The sequence below is a fragment of the Wenzhouxiangella sp. YN1 genome (genome assembly GCF_056324145.1).
The window spans coordinates 19,335-40,199 of sequence record NZ_JBJNIO010000108.1 but is presented as its reverse complement, the minus strand read 5'-3'; the positions used below and the strand labels follow the sequence as shown (position 1 = coordinate 40,199).

Sequence of the window (20,865 nt, the reverse complement as noted above, 5' to 3'; positions counted from 1 at the left end):
AAGCGGCGGAGAAACGTGTCAGGTGTTTTCGTCCTGATCCTCTTTTCCCAGCCAGATACAAAGCATGCCGGCCAGGGCTCGCGGCTTCGCCGCTCGGTTGACTGCGCCCGCTGCGCGGGCTTGTCCTTCACGCGCTACGGGTTGCTCCGGCCGCCTCGCGGCCTGCACATCGTTCCCTCTCCCCCGCCAAAAACGAAAAACCCGGCCAGGGGCTGCGTTCCGGTCTCAGTGGCGCTTCTTGACACACGGGATTGCTGCGCGGCCTTCAGCCGCTTGCCCTTCGGGCGGTCGCTACGCTCCAGCGAGCTCGCGGCTTCGCCGCTCGGTTGACTGCGCCCGCTGCGCGGGCTTGCCCTTCGCTCCGCTACGGGTTGCTCCGGCCGCTTCGCGGCCTGCACATCGTTCCCTCTCCCCCAGCCAAAAACGAAAAAACCCGGCCAGGGGCCGGGCTCTTTCGTTTTTGGCTGGGGGAGAGGGATTCGAACCCCCGCTGACGGAGTCAGAGTCCGTAGTCCTACCACTAGACGATCCCCCAATGAGATCGTTGGCGTCGTTCGACCGCCTGCGGCACCCGTAGGTCGGGGTTACATCCCCGACGGGCGAGGGCCGGAACGCCTTCGAGCTTATCGCTTCGAGTACTGCGTTGCCTTGCGCGCCTTGTGCAGGCCGATCTTCTTGCGCTCGACGGCGCGATCATCGCGCGTGGCAAAGCCGGCCTTGCGCATTTCGCCGCGCAGTTCTTCGTCGTATTCCATCAAGGCGCGCGCCAGCCCCAGACGAATGGCGCCGGCCTGGCCGGTGGTGCCGCCGCCGCTGACGGTGACGTTGACGTCAAAGCGGTCGGCCAACTCGACGAGCTCCAGCGGCTGACGAACGATCATCTGCGCCGTCTGGCGGCCGAAGAACTCTTCCAGCGGCTTGCGGTTGATGGTGATCTGGCCGTTGCCGCGGCGCAGGAATACCCGCGCGCTGGAGGTCTTGCGTCGGCCGGTGCCGTAATACTGTTCAGTTGCCATGTCTTCAGTCGTCCTAAAAGATTACAGTTCCAGCGGCTGGGGCTGCTGGGCGGCGTGCGGATGCTCGGTGCCGGCGTAAACCTTGAGCTTCTTGAACATCGCGCGCCCCAGCGGGCCTCGCGGCATCATGCCCTTGACCGCCAGCTCGATGACCTTTTCGGGCCGCCTGTCAAGCTGTTTCTCAAGGGTGATCGACCGCATATGGCCGACATAACCGGTGTGGTGATAGTAGATCTTGTCGGTCATCTTGCGGCCGGTGGCGTGGATCTTCTCGGCATTGACCACAACGATGTAATCGCCGGTGTCCACATGCGGAGTGTATTCCGGCTTGTGCTTGCCGCGCAGACGACGGGCCACTTCGGTGGCCAGCCTGCCAAGCGTTTTGCCTTCGGCGTCGATCAGGTGCCACTGGCGGCGCACGTCTTCTGCCCTGGCGCTATAGGTTTTCATGGATTCCGTCCGCTCGCTAGAATATTGAGAACGTTGCAGTAAAGAGCGGGGATTCTACAGCAAGCGAAAGCGGGCTGCAATAGCCAATCACTCTGCGACCGGCAGCCGCGCGGGCAGCATCAAACGCTTGACGGGGCGTCCCTCGACGATATGGGATTCGATGATCTCGTCGAGATCGGACTCGTCGATGTAGGTGTACCACACGCCCTCCGGGTAGACCACGAGGCAGGGCCCTTCCTCGCAGCGGTCAAGGCAGCCGGCGGTGTTGGCGCGCGCGGCACCCGCGCCGGACAGCCCCAGTGCCTTGAGCCGGGACTTGGCGTAAGCGCGCAGCCGGGCTGAACCACAGCGTCCGCAAGAGGGTCGTTTGGCGCCCTCGGGACGCTCATTGGTGCAGAAAAACAGATGGTGGTTGTAATAGCTCACTTTTCGCCGAACTTGTAAACGAGATTGGCCGTGGTCAGCGTATCGGTCTTTTTCACGCCGGGGTCCACCTCGGTATTATGCCGCACGGCACCCGACAGCTTGAGAGCAAAACGGGTATTGATGGTCACGTTCAGCGCCAGCTCGTTTTCGGCAAACGTATTGTTGCTGCCGGCCTCGACCAGCAGGTCATTGGTCAGGTCGGCCGTCTCCGAGATGCTCCAGGCATAGTTTGCCGACAAACGCCCGATCACGTTGGTGTCGGTGGGCTCTTGCGGATCTTGCGGCTCGGCCCGGCGCACACCGGGGCCGAACTCGGCCGCCAGCTCATGGGTCTCGGTATCGAGAATCTGGCGGCCATAACCCATCGACAGGCTGGCCTGATAGTCGTAGCTGGAAAACTCGTCCTGGTCGTAGCGCAGAGCGCCGAACAGGTAGGATTTTTCGTTGAAGTTGTAACCGGACTTGTAGCCCAGGGTATAGCGTTCCGCGTTGAGCTGGCCCTCGTCTTGAGCGCGCAGCGCTGTCAGCCTCAGGTGGTTACGCCACTTTTCGGACTTGCGTTCGAAATTCAGCCCCAGGTTGAGGGTTTCGGTTTCGGAGTTGCCGCGGGCGATCACGAGGCCGAACTCGCCCTTGCCCGACCACTCGGCGGCGTCAGCCGGGCAGACCAGCCAGCCGCACATCAGGATCATTGCGAAAGATTGCATATAAAGGAGTTTGTTCTTGTTTGGTCTGCGCTCGACAGACAATGACATCATCGGCACGTCAAAGTTTCCCTCGATTTGCGGCTGATTCGTGCATGCCGAGCCGGCTGCACGGCGGCAAGTATAATAGCCGGACGCAACATCCCGAACCATGCAAACCGCTCCCGACCATTCAATATCCATGCGCGAACCCACGACTCTCGACCGTATTCTCAGCCAGCTGGACGGCGGCCTGCGCGCCGCATTCGGCCCGCCACCCGACGCCACCCACCCTTCGCCGGCAAAGAATCTGCCCGACGCGCCTCTCGACGACTCCGAACGCCGCCTGGCCGCCGGCCTGATGCGCATCAACCACACCGGCGAGGTCTGCGCCCAGGCGCTTTACGCCGGGCAGGCAGCGACGGCCCGCAGCGACGAAATCCGCGCACAGATGGCCGAAGCCGCCCGCGAGGAAGAAGATCACCTGGCCTGGTGCGCCGAACGGCTCGACGAGCTGGGCAGCCGGCCCAGCCTGCTCAATCCCCTGTGGTACGTCGGCTCCCATGCGATCGGCGCCGGCGCCGGCCTGGCGGGCGATCCCTGGAGCCTGGGATTTGTAGAGGCGACCGAACGCCAGGTCGAAGCCCATCTCGGCGAGCACCTCGAGCGTCTGCCGCCACAGGACCAGCGCTCGCGCGCCATCGTCGCGCAGATGAAAGAAGACGAGGCGCGCCATGCACAGATGGCTCTCGACAGCGGTGCTCATGTTCTGCCCGCGCCGGTGCAGCGTCTGATGGCGCTGACTGCAGGCGTCATGAAAGCGCTGGCCTACCGCATCTGACGGGGGATCGGCTGACTCAAGACCCGTGCGTGCGCTCAGCCCGCCCGGAATGACAATTCGCGCAGCAGGCGCTGTTCGATCCAGCTCTCCAGTCGCCAGTTGCACAGAAACCCGCAGTGGCCGCCGTGCGCGAGCACTTCCACATCCAGCGCCGGCGACTGCGGCAGCGCGTGCACATCATCGACAGGAATGATCGGGTCGTCTGCGGCGGTGATGATCAAGGTCGGTGACTGCAGCCCGGCAAGGTAGTCACCGGCCACGGAATAGCCTTCGAGATAATCGTCTAGGCCGGCCATGTCGGTGTAGCGCTCGATCAGCCATTCGGTCTGTTCCCGCACCCGTTTCAGCCGGAACCAGGGCTGCAGACTGTAGCGCTCGGGGAAGAGCGATTGCTTGTATTTGAGCGATCGGCGCCATTTGTGTACGAAATAGCGCTGGTAGATCGGCAGACCCTGCTCCATGGCATCCAGGACGCGCTGCGGGCGGATCACCGGGCTGACGGCCACCGTGCGCTGCAGCTCGAGCCCGCGCGCAGACGCGTGTCGGGCGATCCGCAGGGCAAAATTGCCGCCCAGAGAAAAACCAGCCAGAAAAACCGGGCCGTCGTACTCGCCGGCCACGATGGAGACCACGTCGAGCACTTCTTCAAGCAGACAGGAGTGAAACAGGCCTTCATTGAGATGGTGCGAGCCGCCGTGGTCGCGAAAATTGAGCCGAAAGGTATCGAAACCGGCCTGATCAAGCGTTGCCGCGCTCGACAGCAGGTAGTTGGAGTCGACACTGCCTTCCCAGCCGTGCAGCAGAATCACCAGCGCGCCGCGTCGGCTCGCGGGAGCGCGATTGGCAAAGCCCAGCAGGCGGCTGCCGTCGGCAGCGGTGACGACGCGCTCGCTGCAGCGGGCCAGATACGCGCCGGCGTGTTTTCTCACCTTGCGCCGCCGCAGCGGGCCCGAGGTGAGAATCGACTGCACGTGCGGGCTCGACAGCAGCCCCCGCGGCAAAAACGGAGCAGCGGATGAATCAGACGTTGTCATAGCAATCCTTGACCACGGCGCCGGCCTTTTCAGCCAGCCGGCGACGGCCGCTATCGTAATCCATGATCGGCTCGCCGATCACCACCCGGCCGGTCAGCGGTGCGGCAGCCATCAGCCGGAAGAAGTTGCGCAGAAAATTCTCGTGCGGCCCGAACACGAATTCATCATGCAGATCGCGCTCGCGCTGATAACGAATCGTCACCGGCACCACCGGCAGGCGCGTGCGAATGGCCGGGGCAAACAGCGGCGCGTGGAAACGCCCCACGCCACGCTCCGGGCGGATGCCGCCTTCGGGGAAAACGCCCACGCGATCGCCGAGGCGCATCAGCGCCGCCATGCGGCGAATGATCTTCTGGCGCGAGTCGAGCTGACCGCGCTCGATGAACAGGGTGCCGCCTGCCTGTGCCAGCCAGCCGATCAGCGGCCAGGCGCGGATCTCCGACTTGGCGACCAGCCACATCGGCCACAGCGCTTGCAGCACCACGATATCCAGCCAGCTGATGTGGTTGGCAACAATCAGCGCCGGCCCGTCGGGGAACCGGCCCGAGACCCGCAGGCGCACGCCGAACAGGCGCAGCGTGATGCGCTGCCAGCTGCGGTGCGCGCGCTTTCTCAGCGGCATGCCGCCCACGGGCATGCGGTGGATGCCGGGCAGAAAGCACAGCAGAGTCAGCGGCAGGCCGATGCACGCATGCAGCACAAACAGCGGCAGCCGCCAGGCCAGGCGCCAGGGCGTGCGAAACGGCGGCGGCTGACGCAGCGGGTCGCTCATTGCCGCAGCTCACGCACGTGGCCGCAGCGCCAGCAGCTGGTGAACTGCCCGGCCAGATGCTCGCCACACCCCGGGCAGACCCAGGGCGGGCCCGCACCGGTCTGATGTCGCTCGGCCAGCACTCGATGGGCGCGCTCGAGGTCTGCTCTGCGCACCCACAGTGACGGCCGCGCTCCCTCCGAGTAGTAGATTTCGACCGCGACGCCCCAAAGCTCCATGCTGCGCAGCTGAACCTCGATGCCCGCCGACTCGACCAGGCCGCGCAGAAAACCTGCCTCGATCGGATCGGCGGCGGTGGTCAATTGCACCCAGTTACTCACAACAGGTGCATCCCGGCGGACGCGTCGGATCGGTTCGGATGCAGCAGGAGGAACATACCCGCTTATCGTACAGGCTTTGTGCCGCTTTTCCCGTGGCAATCTGGCATGATGTAGGGTTTGTTACCCATCAGCCGTACTTGCCGAGTGTCCAGTTCCCGAAAAGCTCATATCCGCATTGCCTCCACCGGCCGTGAATTCAGCGCACAAGACGATGAGACCATTCTTACGGCCGCCTTGCGCCAGGGCATTGTGCTGCCCTATTCCTGCCGCAACGGCACCTGCGCCAGCTGCAAGTGCCGCCTGGTGGAGGGCGAGATCAGCTATCCCTACAACCCGCCGGCCGCACTCGAACAGGCCGAGCTGCACGACGGTCAGATGCTCAGCTGCCAGGCCGTGGCCCGGGGTGATGTGGTGATCGAGGCGCGCGAAATCGAGCAGGTTGAAGACATTGCGGTGCGGCTGCTGCCGGCGCGTGTGGAAACCATGGACCGGTTTACCGACGACACCATGCGCCTGCGCCTGAAACTCCCGGCCGCCGCGCGCCTGCAGTTTCTCGCCGGCCAGTACATCGACATCCTGCTGGCCGACGGCAAGCGCCGCGCGTTCTCGCTGGCCTCGCCGCCGTCGGAAAAAGAGTTCATCGAGCTGCACGTCAAGCAGGTCGACGGCGGCGGCTTTACCGGCCATGTCTTCAATGACATGCAGCTCAAGGAAATTCTGCGCTTCGAGGGCCCGCTGGGCACGTTCTTCTTTCGCCGCAGCTCCGAGCGCCCGGCCCTTCTGGTTGGTGGCGGCACCGGCATCGCGCCGCTCAAGGCCATGGTCGAAGAATTGATGTACGCCGGCGATGATCGCCCGCTGGAGCTATTCTGGGGCACGCGCAGCGCCGGCGACCTCTACGCCGCCGAGCTGATCGGCAGCTGGCAGGAGAAACACCCGGCGCTCAATTTCGTCCCCGTCGTCAGCGAACCCGACGCGGGCTGGAGCGGCGAAACCGGTTTCGTCCACGAGGCCGTTCTGCGCCACCACCCCGACCTGTCGGGATGGGACGTGTACATGTCCGGCCCGCCGGCCATGATCCACGCCGCACGCCCGGCCTTTCTCGCCGCTGGCGTGCCCGAAGAGCGGCTGTTCTACGACTCTTTCGACTTCGCCCCGGACGTGCCGCCGGCAGCGGGCTGATTGCTCATTCTCCGTCCAGCTGATCGAGCCGGATATGGTCAGGAAGGCTTTGAAAGTCTTCAACGGAAAGGGGCCTGGCCAACAAGTAGCCCTGGGCAAGCTCGCAGCCATGCTGGCGCAGCCGCTCGAGCTGCTCCCGGGTTTCCACGCCTTCGGCAAGGGCCCGCAGCCTGAGGTTGCGGGCCAGCGACAGTGACGCGATCACCAGCTCGGCATCCTTGGGATCATCGGCAATATCAGCAACAAAGCTGCGGTCGATCTTGAGCATGTCGAAGGGGAGGTGGCGCAGATAGCTGAGCGACGCATAACCGGTGCCAAAGTCATCCATGGCGATGCTTGCGCCGAGCTGCTTGAGCTCGGCCAGGGCCGCGGCCGACTGACCCCGCTCGTCGAGCAACACGCTTTCGGTGATCTCGACCTGCAACGCGCAACCCGGAAGACCGTTTCGGGACAGAGCCTGTTTTACGACGGAGACCAGCTGCGGGTCGCGAAACTGCTGCGGCGAAACGTTGACCGACACCCAGAAGTCCGGGTCGCGCTCGATGCGCCAGCGGGCGGCCTGTTCGAGCGAGCGCTCGAGCACATGCCGACCGATGGCATCAATCTGACCGGTCTGCTCGGCGATGGCGATGAACTCGTCGGGCGGTACCTTTCCGAGGATCGGATTGTGCCAGCGCGCCAGTGCTTCGGCGCCGACCACGGCCCCGCGACGCAGGTCGATGATGGGCTGGAAGGCCAGCGACAGCTCGTCGCGGGCCAGCGCCCCGCGCAGCTGCTCTTCCACGCTCTGGCGTCGCTCCACGTTGCGGTTCATCGCCCGGGTGAAGTAGTGATAGGTATTGCGGCCCTCTCCCTTGGACTGATACATGGCGATGTCGGCGTTGCGCAGCAAATCCTGGGAGGTGACGCCGTCACCGGGTGCAATGGCAATGCCCACGCTGGCGGTGAGCATGAACTCGCGGCCCTGAATATGAAACGGCTGCCGAAAGCTCGTGAGCAGCTTGTCGACAATCGGCTGGGCCGCTGCGCTGTTGGCGAGGCCGCCGACCACGATCAGGAATTCGTCGCCGCCGAAGCGCGCCACGGTGTCGTGATCACGCACGTCTGCCAGCAGGCGCCAGGCAGCTTCTCGCAGAAGCTGGTCACCGGCTTCGTGCCCGAGGGTATCGTTGGCCTTCTTGAAGTGATCAAGATCCAGAAACAGCACCGCGACCTGCTCGTTCCGGCGGTCGGCTGCCTTGAGCAACTGGTTCAGGCGGTCCAGCGCCAGAATCCGATTGGGCAGACCGGTGATCGAGTCGTAATGCGCCAGATGGCGCATCTTTCGCTCGGCGTCGCGCTGCTCGGTAATATCACGTAGCGTGCCGGCGCAGCCGTTAATGCATCCTTGTTCATCCACGGTGACGCGGACGTTGACCTCGAGCCAGCGGGAATCATTGCGCTGAGTCAGATAACGCACCTCCGAGCGTGCCGAGGACCGCTGGCCCGCCATCAGCTGGTGAAACTCACGTTCGCTGCCGCGACGGTCGCGCGGGTGCACAAAGTCGATGTAGCGCCGGCCCAGGCTTTCATCCACGGAAAAGCCGGTGATCTCTTCCCAGGCCGGGTTCAGAAACGTCCAGCAGCCCTCACCGTCGGCCTGAAAGACCACTTCGCGGATGTGATCCACTACCGAGCGGTACTTTGCCTCGCTTTCGGCAATCGCCGCCTCGATGCGCTTGCGTTCGGTAATGTCCTGGATGAAACCGCTCATCCGCTGCGCTTTACCCGGCGCGCCCTCGATCTCGGCATAGGTCTTGAGCCAGCGCAGCTGACCATCGTCCTGACGCTGGATGCGATGCTCCACATCGTATGGTGCACCAGTCTCGCGCGCCAGGCGCAGCCGGCGGCGAACAGTATCGATGTCATCGCGGTGAACCAGATCCAGAACTGCGTCCAGGCCGAGCGGATCCTGGTGGCAGCCAGTGACCCGGCGCCACTCTGCCGAGGGGTAGAAAGCATCTTGCTCGAAGTTCAGCTCCCAGCTGCCCAGATGCGCCATGTGCTCGGCGTGGGTGCGCAGCGTCTCGCTGTCGCGCAGCGCGCGGGCCGTGCGCTCGCGCTCGATCACGGCACCGAACAGATCCGACAGCACCTCGAGCAGCCGGATCTCCTCCTCGCGCCAGGCGCGCTCGCGGCGCACCGAATCGAAGCCCACGAAACCATGCAGTTCATCGCTGACGACGATGGGCACGACCACCAGAGACTGAATATCCTCGGCCTCGAATACGGCGCGGTCGCTGTCCCAGTCGGGCGGCAGATCGGCCACCCGCGGCACGTGCATGATCTCGCGCCGCTCCATGCACTCCACTACCCTGGGCACCGTCCCCCGCGGCAGGTTCTGCAGGCTGTCGATCTCGGCCTTGATGCCTGGCGCACACCACTCGTGGGTGTTGTCCATCAGCGTGCGCCCTTCCTTGAAACGAAACAGATAGCTGCGATCCACTCCGCAATAGCTGCCAACGCGGCTCAACACATCGGTAATCACGTCATCCACATCAGCGGAGTCGAGCGCGATGAAGCGCTTGGAGGCTTCCACCAGCGTGCGCTGCAGCCCCGACAGATAATCCAGCGCCGCCTCGGTGCGCAGGACATCGGTCATGTCGACACCGAGGCCCGTCAGAAATTCTTCATCACCCAGAACGATACGGCGGCCCTGAAAATGATAATCACGTCTGCTGCCGTCCTTGAGCGGCAAAGTCGCTTTGAGCAACCCTTCGCCCTGATCAAACACGGCGCGCATGGCCTCTTCAGCCTTGCCATGCTCGGACGGATCGAGAATGTCCCACACCGTCATGGTTTCGAGCTCGGCAGACGAATAACCGGTGAGCGCCTCCAGGTTGGCGTTCCACTGGCGCATGTGGCCGGATTTGTCCATCAGATAAAAGATGCCGGGCAGGCTGTTGATGATGCCGCTGGAAAACTCCGCCTGCCAGCGCTGCTCAGCGGCAATGCGGCGCCGCTCGGTGATATCGCGCACGGCGGCGACGACCAGCGTCCCTTCATCCGACGACAGCGGGCTGAGGCTGATCTCAACCGGAAACAGGCTGCCGTCGCGGCGGCGCGCCTCCAGATCGAGGTCGGCGCCCATCGGGCGCACCGTCGGCTGCGCGAAGTAGTCCCGCCGCTGGCCACGGTGGCTCGCGGCCGAGTGCTCGGGAACGAGCACCTCCAGGGCTTGCCCCTGCAGCTCCCGGCGCCGGTAACCAAAAAGATTCTCGGCCTGGCGATTGACCAGCCGGATGCACCCGTTCCCGTCCACCACCACCATGGCGTCCGGAACGGCATCCAGCACCTCCTGCAGATCACGATCGGCCAGGCTTTCGGTGTTTTCTATGGCGCCAACCGCAACGGTGCCGGGCGCGGACATTGAGCGTGGATCATACGTCAACGAAACCCCCTGTCGACGCTATGTATCTGATTTCAATGTACCACGAGCGGCACATGCCACGAAAACATCGGCGCGAAGCCCCAGGGCGCCGCAGCCCGGGGGCTCAGATCACGCCCAGAGCCAGCATGGCCCCGGCCACGCGATCGAAGCCGGCAATGTTGGCGCCAAGCACATAGTCGCCGGGATGTCCGTACTGGGCAGCAGCTTCGTGGCAGTCACCGTGGATGTTGCTCATGATCTCGCGCAGGCGCTGCTCGGTATAGCCAAAACTCCAGGAGTCACGCGAGGCATTTTGCTGCATTTCCAGCGCGCTAGTGGCCACCCCGCCGGCGTTGGCCGCCTTGCCGGGGGCAAACAGCACGTCAGCCTCCCGAAACAGGCGAACCGCCCTGGGCCGGCAGGGCATGTTGGCGCCTTCGGCCACGGCGATCACGCCGCCGGCTATCAGCCGGCGGGCAGCCTCGTCGTCAAGCTCGTTCTGGGTCGCACAGGGCAGAGCCACCTGACACGGCACCTCCCAGACCGACGCGCCGCGGACATGGCGCGCCGACGCCCCGCGCCGCCGAGCGTATTCATCGATGCGGCCGCGCTCGATTTCCTTGACCTGGCGCAGCAGGGCAAAATCGATACCGGCGCTGTCGTGGACGTAACCGCCCGAATCGGAGCAGGCCACCACCCGGCCGCCGAGCTCGGCCACCTTCTGCATGGCATAAAGCGCGACGTTGCCCGAACCGGACACCACCACGTCGAGACCTTCAAGCCGGTGCCCATGGGCGGCCAGCATTTCGTGCAGGAAGAAGACGGTGCCGTAGCCGGTTGCCTCGGTGCGCACGCGCGCCCCGCCCCATGCCAGGCCCTTGCCGGTGAGCACGCCCGACTCGTAGCGATTGGTGATGCGCTTGTACTGGCCGAACAGATAGCCGACCTCGCGCGTGCCCACGCCGCTGTCGCCGGCGGGCACGTCGGTGTATTCGCCGATGTGGCGGTAGAGCTCGGTCATGAACGACTGGCAAAAGCGCATGACCTCGCCCTGCGAGCGCCCCTTGGGATCGAAGTCCGAGCCGCCCTTGCCGCCGCCGATGGGCAGCCCGGTGAGCGCGTTCTTGAACACCTGCTCGAAGCCGAGGAACTTGACCACGCCCAGGTTGACCGTCGGATGAAAACGCAGGCCGCCCTTGTAAGGCCCGAGCGCAGAGTTGAACTCGACCCGGAAACCACGGTTGATCTGAACCTCGCCGCTGTCGTCGACCCAGGGCACCCGGAAGATGATCTGGCGTTCGGGCTCGCAGATGCGCTCGAGCAGCTTGGCCTCGGCGTATTCGGGATGCTGGCCAAGCACCGGCACCAGGGTCTCGAGGACTTCGTTGACGGCCTGGTGAAACTCCGGCTCGGCGGGATTGCGGCTGACGATGTTGTCGCGCAGCGTACGCAGCGATTTGGTAATGGACATTGATCTGTTTGCTCAAGCGGCGAAAATGGCGTCGAAGTCCCCGGCCATGGCTCGCCCGACCGTGCATGAAACACATCAAGCCGGACGCCGCGGGCGGATCGTCCCTGCTTGGCATTATACGGACGCGAGCCGGCCGAAAAAAAGCCAGCCATTGATTCCGTGCAACACCGCAACCGAGGCGGCGCGGATATCCTCCCGGTTTCCCTTTTCCCGAACGCTGCGATAGCCTTGCAGCCGAAGATCCCTGCCGCAGCGGCCGCTCGAAGCAGCCAGCCGGCCAGACCAATCAGACATCGGGAGCAGGCACATGAGACGTCTTGCAAGCGTGTTGACTTTTGCAGCACTTATTACCCATGGCATCACGGCGCCCGCTGCCGACCGCGCCGCGGCGACGCAATGGCAGCAGCCGCCGCCAGACATCATGCAGGTGCTGCACGCGCCGCAGCTGCCGCGGGTGATGAGCGCGCCTTCGGGCGAACATCTGATCCTGACTGATCCGGTGGTCTACCCTTCCCTGAGCGAACTGGCTGCGCCGATGCACAAGCTTGCCGGCATTCGGGTCAACCCCGCGCTCAACACGGTACACGGCCGCCGCGGCGGCACATCGCCGCGCCTGGTGCGGGTGGCCGACGGCCAGATCACACCCCTGGATCTGCCGGCCGAAGCAGAGGTCCACAGCGTCGACTGGAGCGCCAGCGGCGAGCGCTTTGCGATCACCGCGACGCTTGCCGATCACCTGGGGCTGTGGGTCGGCTCGGTGGACGGCGAGCTGACCCGGATCGAAGGGCTGGCGCTCAATCCGCTGCTGGGCTCGGCGGTCGACTGGCTGCCCGACCAGAAACGCCTGCTGGTGCGCCGCATTCCCGATCGCGGGCCCGCGCCCGAGCCGCCGACCATTCCGGCCGGGCCGGAGGTACTGGCAGGAGAAGGCGCCGAAGCGCGCTCGACCTACGAGGCGCGCAACCTGCTCGAAACCGCGCACGACGATGCGCTGTTCGCCTACTACATGAGCTCCGAGCTGGCGATTGTCGATCCCGACGAAGGCCGCGTCGAGGTCATCGGCGAACCGGCTGCGTATGCCACGGCCAGCTTCTCCCCGTCGGGCGATTACCTGCTGGTCGAGTACCTCGTCGAGCCCTGGTCGCATGAAGTCGCGTGGTGGCGCTTCGCCAGCGAAGTCGAGCTTTGGGACGACAACGGCGAAAAGGTTGCCACCGTGGCCTCGCTGCCGTTGGCCGATGAAGTGCCCACCCACGGCGTGGCCGAGGGGCCGCGCCGGTTTACCTGGCGGGCCACCGCGCCGCACACGCTCTACTGGGTAGAGGCCCTCGACGGCGGCGACCCGATGGCCGAAGTCGAGCACCGCGATCGCCTGATGCGCCTCAAGGCGCCTTTCGAAAGCGACGCCGAGGAAACATTCCGCGCCGAGCACCGCATCGTGGGCAGCGGCTGGGGCGCGGAAGACGGCACCCTGATGCTCGCCCAGTACGAGCGGATGGAACGCTGGCTGTACGTGTGGCTGCTCGATGTCGACGAAGGCCGTTCGCGCCTGTGGTACGACCGCGATGTCAGCGATCGCTATGGTGATCCCGGCTCTCCGGTCTTTCGTCCGCTGCCCAGCGGGCACTGGGTGATGCAACAAGACGGCGACAACGTCTACTTTCGCGGCAGCGGCGCGACCGAAGAAGGCGACCGCCCCTTCCTCGATCGACGCGATATCGAGACCGGCGAGACCGAGCGACTGTTTCGCAGCGCGCCCGATCGCTACGAAGTCTTCGTGTCCTTTGCCGCCGGTGACAAGGAGCAGTTCATCGTGCGTTCGGAGTCGCCCACCGAAGTACCCAACTACCACCTCGCCACCCTCACTGAACGCGTCGACGCGGCCCAGGGCGAACCCGACTGGCGCCACAGCCGCCGAGCAATCACCGAATTCGAAGACCCCACGCCGCAACTGCGACAAATCGAGAAACGGATCGTGCGCTACGAGCGCGAGGACGGCGTGCCGCTGAGCTTTCATTTGCACCTGCCGCCGGGCTACGAGCAAGGCGAGCGGCTGCCCACCGTGGTCTATGCCTATCCGCAGGAGTATTCCGACGCCGCCACCGCTGGCCAGGTGCGCGGTTCGACCCGGCGTTTCAGCCGCTTCTGGGGCGCCTCGCACCTGTACTTCCTGCTGCGCGGCTACGCCGTGCTCGACAACACTGCCATGCCCATGATCGGCGATCCGGAAACCGTCTACGACAGCTTTGTCGAGCAGCTCGTCAACGACGCCGAAGCGGCCGTGGCCAAGGCGGTCGACATGGGCATCGCCGACCCCGAGCGCATCGGCGTGATCGGCCACAGCCACGGCGGCCTGATGGTAGCCAACCTGCTCGCGCACACCGATCTGTTCCGGGCCGGCATTGCGCGCAGCGGCTCGTACAACAAGACCAACCAGCCCTTCGGCTTCCAGTCCGAGCGGCGCACGCTGTTCGAGGCCCGCGACGCCTATATCCGGCTTTCACCCACCTTCTACGCCGACCAGGTCGACGAGCCGGTGCTCGTCATCCACGGCAAGGACGACTCCAACCCCGGCACGCTCACTTACCAGAGTGAAGTCTTCTTCGAAGCGGTACGCGGATCGGGCGGCACCGCGCGGCTGGTTCTTCTGCCGTTCGAGGACCACGGCTACCGTGCCCGGGAAAGCATCGAGCACGTATTGTGGGAACAGCTGGAATGGTTCGACCAGCACGTCAAGAACGCGAACGCAGCCGCGGCGCCGTGACGAGCGACGGACCGGCCGGCGAGTCGACGGCGGGCTCGGCGAACCGGGCCTTCTACACGGTGGGCCATTCAACCCGTTCGATCGGCGAATTCGCCGAGCTGCTCGGCCAGGCCGGAATCGAGCAGCTTGTCGACGTGCGCAGCGTGCCGCGATCGCGCACCAACCCCGACTACAACCTCGAGGTTCTGCCCGAAAAACTGGCTCCCTGGGATATCGAGGCGACGCATATGCCCGCCCTCGGCGGCCTGCGCGGCAAGAGCCGGGAGGTCGACGAGGCGGTCAACGGCTACTGGCGCAACCGCAGTTTTCACAACTATGCCGACCATGCCCTGAGCGAAGATTTTCAGACCGCGCTCGAGCAGCTCATCGACCTGGGTTCACGCAAGACCTGCGCGCTGATGTGCGCTGAGGCGGTGTGGTGGCGCTGCCACCGACGCATCATCAGCGACCACCTGCTGGCCGGCGGCGAGCGCGTGTACCACCTGATGGGCCGCGATCGCATCGAGCCGGCGAAGATGACTGACGGCGCCGTCGTTGCAAACGGCCGCGTCGTCTATCCGGCGGGCGCTGAGAAAGGCTGAAGGTCGCTGATCAACCCGCGCCAAGCGCCTGCATCTGCAGCGTCTCGGCACGAGCCATCGCTTTTTGCAGGCCTTTCCAGTTGCGGTTGTAGCGCGCCACGAGATCCGCCAGGCCCTCACCCTCGGCCCTGGCCATCTTCAGCGCCAGCTCGCGCGCGGTGTCCATCCCGGCCTTGAACTGCTGGTCGAGTTCGGCCGCCTCGCTTTTCATTGCGTCACTGCCCTTGTCCTCGATCAGGCCGATGTAGACCGACATCTTGCCCTTCGCTCTGGCCATGCTGCTGTGGGCGTCGCGCATCAATGACGCGCCGGGCTGTGCTGCAGACGGGTCCGCCGGGACTTCGAGCAGGCCGGGGACTTCCCCGCCTGATGACGGATCGGATTGCTGCGCGTTGCCGCAGCCGGCCATGGCCACAGCGGCGGCGAAGATGAGAATGCGTGCGATGGACAATGGATGCGTCATCGACGGGCTCCTGAATCGTTGGAGGCGAGCGGATAACCCGCCGGTGAGTGGTGTCTGAAACATCCTAATGCAAGCGCGGCTCACATACTTGGCAGACCCAGTGTCGACACCCGCCTTTGCCCTGGAGCTGGTCATCACTGAACACACGCAGCATCCGTGATGGGGGTCACGCTCGCCCGGTTGCCTGCCTTTTTTGCCTGAACTCACCGGCTGTGCTACGGTCAATCCGAATGTACGCATATAAGCAAAGGGCGGCGTAGTGGCCGGCAGTCGCGGGCTTGTCCCGAAAGGAAGTTTGACCATGACCAAGCACATTCTGGTTGTCGGCGGCGGCATCGGTGGCACGATGACGGCCAACAACCTGGTTGCAAAACTCTATCCGGAAGTATCGCGCGGGGAAGTCACCGTGTCGATGATTTCCGACTCTCCCTGGCACTACTACAAGCCGGCGTTCATGTACGTCGCCTTTGACATGATGTTCAAGGACGAGCTGCGGCGCAAGCAGCGCTCGCTGCTGCGCCCGGAAGTCGATTTCACCCTCGACAAGGTAACCGAGTTCGACTTCAAGGGCTCGTGCGTCAAGACCCGATCCGGCAAGCGTGTCGACTACGACTACATTGTCGTCTCTACCGGCTGCATTCCCTCGCCTGAACGCATCGAGGGCCTGAAGGAAGCCGGCGATCATTTCTATCAGCACGACCCGGCGCGCCAGCTCGCCAACAAGCTGCGCGACTTCGAGAAGGGCCGCATCTTCATCACGGTCAACTTCCCGACCACGCCCAACGTGCCCCATCAGTGCGGCATCGCGCCGATGGAGACCACCTTCATGGTCGATGAATACATGCGCCGCAAGGGCGTACGCGACCAGGTCGAGATCGTCTACACCTACCCGACCATCGCCCAGCTGGTGCGCAACTGCCTGTTTTTGCAGGAACCCACCGGCAATGTCCTGCCGGACATCTTCGACTCCAAGGACATCCGCTACAAGCGCGGCTTCACGCTTGCCAAGGTTGACCCGGACCGCAAGGTGGCCATTTCCGAGGAAGGCGAAGAAGAGAACTTCGACCTGCTCATGGCCACGCCGCCGATTCGCGCCGTCGACGCGGTGCTCGACAGCGGCATCTCCGAAGCGCCCAACAACGAAGGCTGGCTGCCGACCAACCGCGAAACCATGCAGCTGGAGGGTTTCGACAATGCCTTTGTGATGGGCGACACCGTCGACCTGCCGATCAGCAAGGCCGGCGGCTCATGCCACAACCAGAGCCCGGTCATTGCCGACAACATCGCCGGCGACCTGCGCTACGGCCGCAACATTGCCAGCTACGACGGCCGCGTGCAGGCCATCGCCCAGATGGGCCTCGAGGCAGGCATGCCGCTTTGGTACGACTACGACATCGATGTTCAGCCGACCCCGCCGACCAAGCTTGGCGGGCTCTCGCGCAAGGCTTTCAACCGCGGTGTCTACTGGGCAGTGGCCCGAGGGATGGTTTAATGAACGACAAGAGCGATATGGACAAGCATGCCGACAGCGGGCAGCAAACAGCCGCAGCCGGTACCAACGGCCAGGCGCAGGCACCCGCACTTGATGCCGCCACCCAGGAAGGGCTGAACGAGCTGGTTGAAAAGCTCGCTCCGCTGCTCCAGGGCCGGCGCCTGCACAACGTGGTCGACCTGCTTTCGTGGACCTCGGACATGGTCGATCTGGCCGACGAGGAGATGGTCAACAAGCTGGCGGCCAATTACGAGAATCTCGTCAGCGGACTGTGGGCTACCGGCAACGCCGCGCGCTATGCTGCCAACGAGGTTTCACAAGCCGAACCGCCCTCGCGCCTGGGCCTGCTGCGTGCGGCCAAGGACGAGGACGTGCGGCGCGGGCTGCACTTTCTGCTGCGCTTTGCGGCCGTCTTCGGCCGCCAGATGCGTCCCGACTGAGCCGCCGACAAACCATGGCGACCGACGAAGAAGTTGCCGCGCTCTACCAGCGCAAGATACGCGAGCTGTCGGCGCGAGTGCGCGCCGACCGCCGCATTGAGGCGCCGCAGATCAGCGTGACCCGGCGCAGCAAGATCTGCGGCAGCATGGTCACACTCGACTTCGACTTCGACGGCGAGCGCATCGAGCGCGTCGGCTATCGCGCCCGCGCCTGCAGCCTGGGCATGGCAGCAACAGCCATCCTCGTCGACGCCGGGCCGGGCCAGAACGCCGATCAGGTGGCCCGGGCGCATACCGCCCTGGCCGACCTGCTCGCCGGCAAGCCGGCCGAGTTCGATGCCCACTGGCAAAGCCTTGAAATCCTCGCGGCCGCCATCCCCTTCCCGGCTCGCCACAACTCCGTACTGCTGCCTTTCGAGACGGCGGCTGAAGCTTTCAGTGAGCTGGCCGCAGCGTAACCCTCGCTGCGGCCGGATTGCGCTCAGCTGCGGTTGAAGAAGTCGCGCTCCATTTTCACCGCGTAGTGAAAGGCATCGGTGGCGGCTTCGTATTCATGCTGTGACGCCGCGGCGAGCGCGTCCTCGGTGGCGGCAATCGCCGCGACAGTGCCGTCGGCGAAACTCTGGTCGGCATAGGTATCCAGCCAGGCACCGTAGGGGTGATCAGGGCCGCGCTGCTGATACAGTCGCAGGCCCACATCCAGATAAACCCAGAAACAGGGCAGCACGGCGGCGGCCACTTCAGCGTAGCTGCCGGTGCCTGCCACCGCCAGAAGGTGGTTGGTGTAGGCACGGGTGGTATCGTCGATTTCGATGGCTGCATCCGTCGCCAGAAAGCCGTCGTGCAGCTCCATTTCGGCAACGATGGCATCGTTTGCCGCCTGTGCCCAGAAGGCTTGCGCCCGCCGGGTCGTGGCCAGCTGGCTGGCGCGGGCAAGCGCGCGCGAGTACTGCCGCAGGTAGGCCGCATCCTGGGCCAGATAGTAATCAAACACGGTCTTTGGGAGCGTGCCCTCACCCAGGCCCTGAATGAAATCCAGCCGGGCAATTTCAGCGTTCATTTCGGCGGCATCCGCCCACAGCTTGGCGGTATGGGGCCCGGCGGGCTCGAGCCCGGTCGGGTTTGTGGCGCCAGCGCTTTGCGTCATGTTCATATTCCTGCCTTTGCGTAAAGTGAGTGAAAATGATGAATCGGGCCGTGGCCGCTGCCGACTTCCAGCTCGTCGGCATGCGCCAGCGCGCCCTGCAGCCAGTGTTTGGTCTGCTCGAATGCCACGGCCCAGTCACCGCTTCGGGCCCGCAATGTCGCCAGCCCTGATGACAGTGAACAGCCGGTGCCGTGGGTGTTGCGGGTCTCGATTCGCGGCGTGGCCAACTCCACCGGGTCCGCCCCCGGCAGCAGCAGGGCATCGGGACAGGACTGGCCCGCCAGATGCCCGCCCTTGACGATCACGCCGGTGTGGTGTCGCGCCATCAAGCGCTGGCCCTGCGCCAGCGCGTCTTCCCAGCCGGCGGCCACGGGTTCGTCGACCAGCAGCGCAAGCTCGGACAGATTGGGCGTCACCATGTCGGCCTGGTTCAGCAGCTCGCGCACGGCGTCTTCGGCCCGCTGCTCCAGCAGGCGATCGCCACTGGTGGCCACCATGACCGGATCGAGGACGACCACCGGCGGCCTGACGGCCTGCAGCCAGCGCCGCACTTCCGTGATCGTGGCTGCATTGCCGAGCATGCCGATCTTGACCGCGTCGATGGTCACATCGTCGCTGACCGCCTCGAGCTGCGCGCGCAGAAAGTCGGTGGGCGGCGTATGGATGCGACGCACGCCGTGGGTGTTCTGGGCCACCAGCGCGGTGACCACGCACATGCCGTAGCCACCCAGCGCGGCTATGGATTTCAGGTCGGCTTGAACGCCGGCACCACCGGTGGGGTCGGTGCCGGCAATGCTCAAGATTCGTTTCACGTCGGACTACCTCCTTGGTCAGGACATATTCAGACGCGCTGCAATCGTGGCCTGATCCAGATTGTGCAAGGCGTCCACAAAAGCCGGCTTGAAGCTGCCCGGGCCGGCCGCATGCGCGGCCGCTTGTTCGGCGGCAATGGCATAGGCGGCGACGGCAGCCGCGACTGCCTTGAACGGCTGGCTGGAATCCAGGGCGACAAAGGCCGCAACGGTCGCGCCCAGGGCACAGCCGCCGCCGGTGATGCGGGTCAGCCACGGGTGACCGTTGCGCACGCGGAGATCGGTCACGCCGTCGGTTACCAGGTCGGTTTCGCCGGAGACAGCCACCACGGCCTGATGGCGCTGCGCCAGATCCTGCGCAGCTTGCCGGGCATCGTCGGCAGTGGCCAGGGTGTCGGTTCCGCGCCCGCCGCGGCCGCTGCCGGCCAGCGCCATGACTTCAGAGGGGTTGCCGCGAATGACGGCAGGTTGATGCCGCAACAGCTCACGCGCCAGGCGGGTTCTTACCGGCAGACTGCCAACCGCCACCGGGTCCAGCACCCAGGGAACGCCGGCGTCGGTGGCCGAGGCCACCGCCTCCAGCGCGGCGGCGCGCGGCTCGGCATAGGGCGTGCCGAGATTGATCAGCAGGGCAGCAGCCGTGCGGGCGAAAGCACCGGCCTCTTCGGGAATGTCCACCATCGCCGGGGCACAACCCAGAGCAAGCAGGGTATTGGCGAGATGATTCAAGACGACCGCATTGGCAATGCACTGCACCAGAGGCGAGGCATCACGCACGGCCGTCAGCCGAGCATCGATATCGGAGGGCGATAATGTCACTGGACTATCCCTTCGCTAGTGCGAACTAGAGCAGGTTCAATGGGTGTAATCTCAGCCGACGATCAGGTCGGCACCCCAAGTCACATCAATTACTGCGAACAGCTTAACAGATCGGCTCGCGGTGGGTCACTCCGGATGGAAAAACCGCCGGCACGGCCGCAGCGTCACGCCGAGGCCTCCGCGGAAGCGCTCAAGGCACTGTCCAGAAAGCTCTTCAGACCTTCCTGCACAAGATCATGAGTCCTGTCGATATTGGCGGCCACCTCGCCCTGAAGCACATCGAGGCCGCTGAGGATCTCGCGGGCCTCGGCAAATCCGCGCTCGATCCCCTGGCCGATCAGCTCGACAAAGTCCTTTGCGGCGGTTGCCGCATCCTTGTCCGGATGCTGTTTCTGATAGGCCTGAAAAAACCCCGTGCTCTGGGAGACGATACGCTTGGCGGTTGCCTCCGGCGAAACGTCCAGCCCGGAGTCGTAGGCCTGCTGAATGGCGTTCGGCCCCAGTTCCGGCGCGAGCACGTCGTTGAGGCTTCCCAGAGCCGTCCTGTAGGTCAGCGCGAGCGGATTGTCACCCGAGCTCAGACGCGCTGCCTGCGCTGAGCCGGCCACGCCCTTGCCGAACGGGGTGTTGACCCCGCCACGACCCGGCTGCCCCCCCTTGGGCTGCGCCCCGGTGGGCGATGCTTTGCTGAAGGCTGGTATTTTCATGGCGATGTCTCCGGCAGGGATTCCAGCCCGCTGTAG

At 64.8% G+C, this 20,865-nt stretch carries 21 protein-coding genes, 1 tRNA gene and 1 riboswitch; of the genes, 7 read left to right on the top strand and 15 right to left on the bottom strand.

Going from position 1 to position 20,865, the window contains the following annotated elements; all coding sequences use genetic code 11:
* Nucleotides 1–461: 461 nt before the first annotated feature.
* The 5 genes from ACEWQZ_RS02540 to ACEWQZ_RS02520 form a co-directional block, all read right to left on the bottom strand.
* Nucleotides 462–535: transfer RNA gene (locus ACEWQZ_RS02540), tRNA-Gln, on the bottom strand.
* Between the two features lie 88 nt (nucleotides 536–623).
* Nucleotides 624–1,016, bottom strand: coding sequence for a 30S ribosomal protein S9 (gene rpsI / locus ACEWQZ_RS02535; RefSeq protein WP_476481503.1), 393 nt, complete (start codon nucleotides 1,014–1,016; stop codon nucleotides 624–626).
* Between the two features lie 21 nt (nucleotides 1,017–1,037).
* Nucleotides 1,038–1,466 carry a 50S ribosomal protein L13 gene (rplM, locus tag ACEWQZ_RS02530; RefSeq protein WP_476481502.1) on the bottom strand — a complete coding sequence of 143 codons (429 nt, stop codon included), beginning with the start codon at nucleotides 1,464–1,466 and terminating at the stop codon, nucleotides 1,038–1,040.
* An 87-nt stretch (nucleotides 1,467–1,553) separates the two neighbouring features.
* Nucleotides 1,554–1,892, bottom strand: a complete 339-nt coding sequence (locus ACEWQZ_RS02525) for a (2Fe-2S) ferredoxin domain-containing protein (RefSeq protein ID WP_476481501.1) — start codon at nucleotides 1,890–1,892, stop codon at nucleotides 1,554–1,556.
* Nucleotides 1,889–2,584, bottom strand: a complete 696-nt coding sequence (locus ACEWQZ_RS02520; protein ID WP_476481500.1) for a DUF481 domain-containing protein — start codon at nucleotides 2,582–2,584, stop codon at nucleotides 1,889–1,891. The genes ACEWQZ_RS02525 and ACEWQZ_RS02520 overlap by 4 nt, the downstream gene beginning before the upstream one ends.
* 193 nt (nucleotides 2,585–2,777) lie before the next feature.
* On the opposite strand from ACEWQZ_RS02520, the gene coq7 reads away from it, so the two are divergent.
* The gene (coq7, locus tag ACEWQZ_RS02515; RefSeq protein ID WP_476481499.1) at nucleotides 2,778–3,416 is read left to right on the top strand and encodes a 2-polyprenyl-3-methyl-6-methoxy-1,4-benzoquinone monooxygenase; all 639 of its coding nucleotides are present in this window, start codon (nucleotides 2,778–2,780) and stop codon (nucleotides 3,414–3,416) included.
* Between the two features lie 35 nt (nucleotides 3,417–3,451).
* Here coq7 and ACEWQZ_RS02510 read toward each other — a convergent pair whose 3' ends face one another.
* From ACEWQZ_RS02510 to ACEWQZ_RS02500, 3 genes are read right to left on the bottom strand one after another with little or no spacing between them, the layout of a single operon-like run.
* The gene (locus tag ACEWQZ_RS02510; protein ID WP_476481498.1) at nucleotides 3,452–4,387 is read right to left on the bottom strand and encodes a YheT family hydrolase; all 936 of its coding nucleotides are present in this window, start codon (nucleotides 4,385–4,387) and stop codon (nucleotides 3,452–3,454) included.
* 49 nt (nucleotides 4,388–4,436) lie between these two features.
* The gene (locus ACEWQZ_RS02505) at nucleotides 4,437–5,222 is read right to left on the bottom strand and encodes a lysophospholipid acyltransferase family protein (RefSeq protein WP_476481497.1); all 786 of its coding nucleotides are present in this window, start codon (nucleotides 5,220–5,222) and stop codon (nucleotides 4,437–4,439) included.
* Nucleotides 5,219–5,530, bottom strand: a complete 312-nt coding sequence (locus ACEWQZ_RS02500) for a putative signal transducing protein (RefSeq protein WP_476481496.1) — start codon at nucleotides 5,528–5,530, stop codon at nucleotides 5,219–5,221. The genes ACEWQZ_RS02505 and ACEWQZ_RS02500 overlap by 4 nt, the downstream gene beginning before the upstream one ends.
* A gap of 156 nt (nucleotides 5,531–5,686) precedes the next feature.
* On the opposite strand from ACEWQZ_RS02500, the gene ACEWQZ_RS02495 reads away from it, so the two are divergent.
* Complete coding sequence (locus ACEWQZ_RS02495; RefSeq protein WP_476481495.1) at nucleotides 5,687–6,724, top strand: CDP-6-deoxy-delta-3,4-glucoseen reductase; 1,038 nt, start codon at nucleotides 5,687–5,689, stop codon at nucleotides 6,722–6,724.
* Between the two features lie 4 nt (nucleotides 6,725–6,728).
* Here ACEWQZ_RS02495 and ACEWQZ_RS02490 read toward each other — a convergent pair whose 3' ends face one another.
* Complete coding sequence (locus tag ACEWQZ_RS02490) at nucleotides 6,729–10,133, bottom strand: bifunctional diguanylate cyclase/phosphodiesterase (protein ID WP_476481494.1); 3,405 nt, start codon at nucleotides 10,131–10,133, stop codon at nucleotides 6,729–6,731.
* Nucleotides 10,134–10,257: 124 nt separating this feature from the next.
* Nucleotides 10,258–11,604, bottom strand: a complete 1,347-nt coding sequence (gdhA, locus tag ACEWQZ_RS02485; RefSeq protein WP_476481493.1) for an NADP-specific glutamate dehydrogenase — start codon at nucleotides 11,602–11,604, stop codon at nucleotides 10,258–10,260.
* A gap of 307 nt (nucleotides 11,605–11,911) precedes the next feature.
* On the opposite strand from gdhA, the gene ACEWQZ_RS02480 reads away from it, so the two are divergent.
* Nucleotides 11,912–14,368 (top strand): alpha/beta hydrolase family protein, encoded by a 2,457-nt coding sequence (locus ACEWQZ_RS02480; RefSeq protein WP_476481492.1) that lies wholly within the window; start codon nucleotides 11,912–11,914, stop codon nucleotides 14,366–14,368.
* Nucleotides 14,365–14,949: a DUF488 domain-containing protein gene (locus tag ACEWQZ_RS02475; RefSeq protein ID WP_476481491.1), complete on the top strand. Its 585-nt coding sequence runs from the start codon at nucleotides 14,365–14,367 to the stop codon at nucleotides 14,947–14,949. Before ACEWQZ_RS02480 ends, ACEWQZ_RS02475 begins: the two co-directional genes overlap by 4 nt.
* A gap of 10 nt (nucleotides 14,950–14,959) precedes the next feature.
* Here the strand turns inward: ACEWQZ_RS02475 and ACEWQZ_RS02470 are convergent, their stop codons facing one another.
* A complete protein-coding gene (locus tag ACEWQZ_RS02470) occupies nucleotides 14,960–15,412 on the bottom strand; it encodes a hypothetical protein (protein ID WP_476481490.1) in 453 nt (150 codons plus the stop codon).
* A 301-nt stretch (nucleotides 15,413–15,713) separates the two neighbouring features.
* Here ACEWQZ_RS02470 and ACEWQZ_RS02465 point away from each other — a divergent pair, with 301 nt between their 5' ends.
* Genes ACEWQZ_RS02465 through ACEWQZ_RS02455 form a run of 3 tightly spaced genes read left to right on the top strand, consistent with a single transcriptional unit; the run spans nucleotide 15,714 to nucleotide 17,802 of the window.
* Nucleotides 15,714–16,904 (top strand): NAD(P)/FAD-dependent oxidoreductase, encoded by a 1,191-nt coding sequence (locus ACEWQZ_RS02465; RefSeq protein WP_476481489.1) that lies wholly within the window; start codon nucleotides 15,714–15,716, stop codon nucleotides 16,902–16,904.
* Entirely contained in the window at nucleotides 16,904–17,344 is a 441-nt protein-coding gene (locus tag ACEWQZ_RS02460) for a helical membrane plugin domain-containing protein (RefSeq protein WP_476481488.1), read from the top strand. The genes ACEWQZ_RS02465 and ACEWQZ_RS02460 overlap by 1 nt, the downstream gene beginning before the upstream one ends.
* A 14-nt stretch (nucleotides 17,345–17,358) precedes the next feature.
* Complete coding sequence (locus ACEWQZ_RS02455) at nucleotides 17,359–17,802, top strand: iron-sulfur cluster assembly scaffold protein (RefSeq protein ID WP_476481487.1); 444 nt, start codon at nucleotides 17,359–17,361, stop codon at nucleotides 17,800–17,802.
* A gap of 23 nt (nucleotides 17,803–17,825) precedes the next feature.
* Here ACEWQZ_RS02455 and ACEWQZ_RS02450 read toward each other — a convergent pair whose 3' ends face one another.
* The 4 genes from ACEWQZ_RS02450 to ACEWQZ_RS02435 all read right to left on the bottom strand — a co-directional run bounded on the left by ACEWQZ_RS02450 (nucleotide 17,826) and on the right by ACEWQZ_RS02435 (nucleotide 20,829).
* Entirely contained in the window at nucleotides 17,826–18,491 is a 666-nt protein-coding gene (locus tag ACEWQZ_RS02450; protein WP_476481486.1) for a TenA family protein, read from the bottom strand.
* A 2-nt stretch (nucleotides 18,492–18,493) separates the two neighbouring features.
* Nucleotides 18,494–19,303 (bottom strand): bifunctional hydroxymethylpyrimidine kinase/phosphomethylpyrimidine kinase, encoded by an 810-nt coding sequence (gene thiD, locus ACEWQZ_RS02445; RefSeq protein WP_476481485.1) that lies wholly within the window; start codon nucleotides 19,301–19,303, stop codon nucleotides 18,494–18,496.
* 18 nt (nucleotides 19,304–19,321) lie between these two features.
* Nucleotides 19,322–20,122 (bottom strand): hydroxyethylthiazole kinase, encoded by an 801-nt coding sequence (thiM, locus tag ACEWQZ_RS02440; RefSeq protein WP_476481484.1) that lies wholly within the window; start codon nucleotides 20,120–20,122, stop codon nucleotides 19,322–19,324.
* A riboswitch (TPP riboswitch) is annotated at nucleotides 20,112–20,210 on the bottom strand. Its footprint overlaps the gene before it by 11 nt.
* A gap of 76 nt (nucleotides 20,211–20,286) precedes the next feature.
* Complete coding sequence (locus tag ACEWQZ_RS02435) at nucleotides 20,287–20,829, bottom strand: DUF5610 domain-containing protein (protein ID WP_476481483.1); 543 nt, start codon at nucleotides 20,827–20,829, stop codon at nucleotides 20,287–20,289.
* Nucleotides 20,830–20,865 lie beyond the last annotated feature (36 nt).

Bases quoted from the DNA above. Each gene is read 5' to 3' on its own strand.
- rpsI (WP_476481503.1), bottom strand. From the start codon at position 1,016: ATGGCAACTGAACAGTATTACGGCACCGGCCGACGCAAGACCTCCAGC.
- rplM (WP_476481502.1), bottom strand. From the start codon at position 1,466: ATGAAAACCTATAGCGCCAGGGCAGAAGACGTGCGCCGCCAGTGGCAC.
- ACEWQZ_RS02520 (WP_476481500.1), bottom strand. From the start codon at position 2,584: ATGATCCTGATGTGCGGCTGGCTGGTCTGCCCGGCTGACGCCGCCGAG.
- coq7 (WP_476481499.1), top strand. From the start codon at position 2,778: ATGCGCGAACCCACGACTCTCGACCGTATTCTCAGCCAGCTGGACGGC.
- ACEWQZ_RS02505 (WP_476481497.1), bottom strand. From the start codon at position 5,222: ATGAGCGACCCGCTGCGTCAGCCGCCGCCGTTTCGCACGCCCTGGCGC.
- ACEWQZ_RS02490 (WP_476481494.1), bottom strand. From the start codon at position 10,133: ATGTCCGCGCCCGGCACCGTTGCGGTTGGCGCCATAGAAAACACCGAA.
- gdhA (WP_476481493.1), bottom strand. From the start codon at position 11,604: ATGTCCATTACCAAATCGCTGCGTACGCTGCGCGACAACATCGTCAGC.
- ACEWQZ_RS02480 (WP_476481492.1), top strand. From the start codon at position 11,912: ATGAGACGTCTTGCAAGCGTGTTGACTTTTGCAGCACTTATTACCCAT.
- ACEWQZ_RS02470 (WP_476481490.1), bottom strand. From the start codon at position 15,412: ATGACGCATCCATTGTCCATCGCACGCATTCTCATCTTCGCCGCCGCT.
- ACEWQZ_RS02465 (WP_476481489.1), top strand. From the start codon at position 15,714: ATGACCAAGCACATTCTGGTTGTCGGCGGCGGCATCGGTGGCACGATG.
- ACEWQZ_RS02460 (WP_476481488.1), top strand. From the start codon at position 16,904: ATGAACGACAAGAGCGATATGGACAAGCATGCCGACAGCGGGCAGCAA.
- ACEWQZ_RS02455 (WP_476481487.1), top strand. From the start codon at position 17,359: ATGGCGACCGACGAAGAAGTTGCCGCGCTCTACCAGCGCAAGATACGC.
- ACEWQZ_RS02450 (WP_476481486.1), bottom strand. From the start codon at position 18,491: ATGACGCAAAGCGCTGGCGCCACAAACCCGACCGGGCTCGAGCCCGCC.
- ACEWQZ_RS02435 (WP_476481483.1), bottom strand. From the start codon at position 20,829: ATGAAAATACCAGCCTTCAGCAAAGCATCGCCCACCGGGGCGCAGCCC.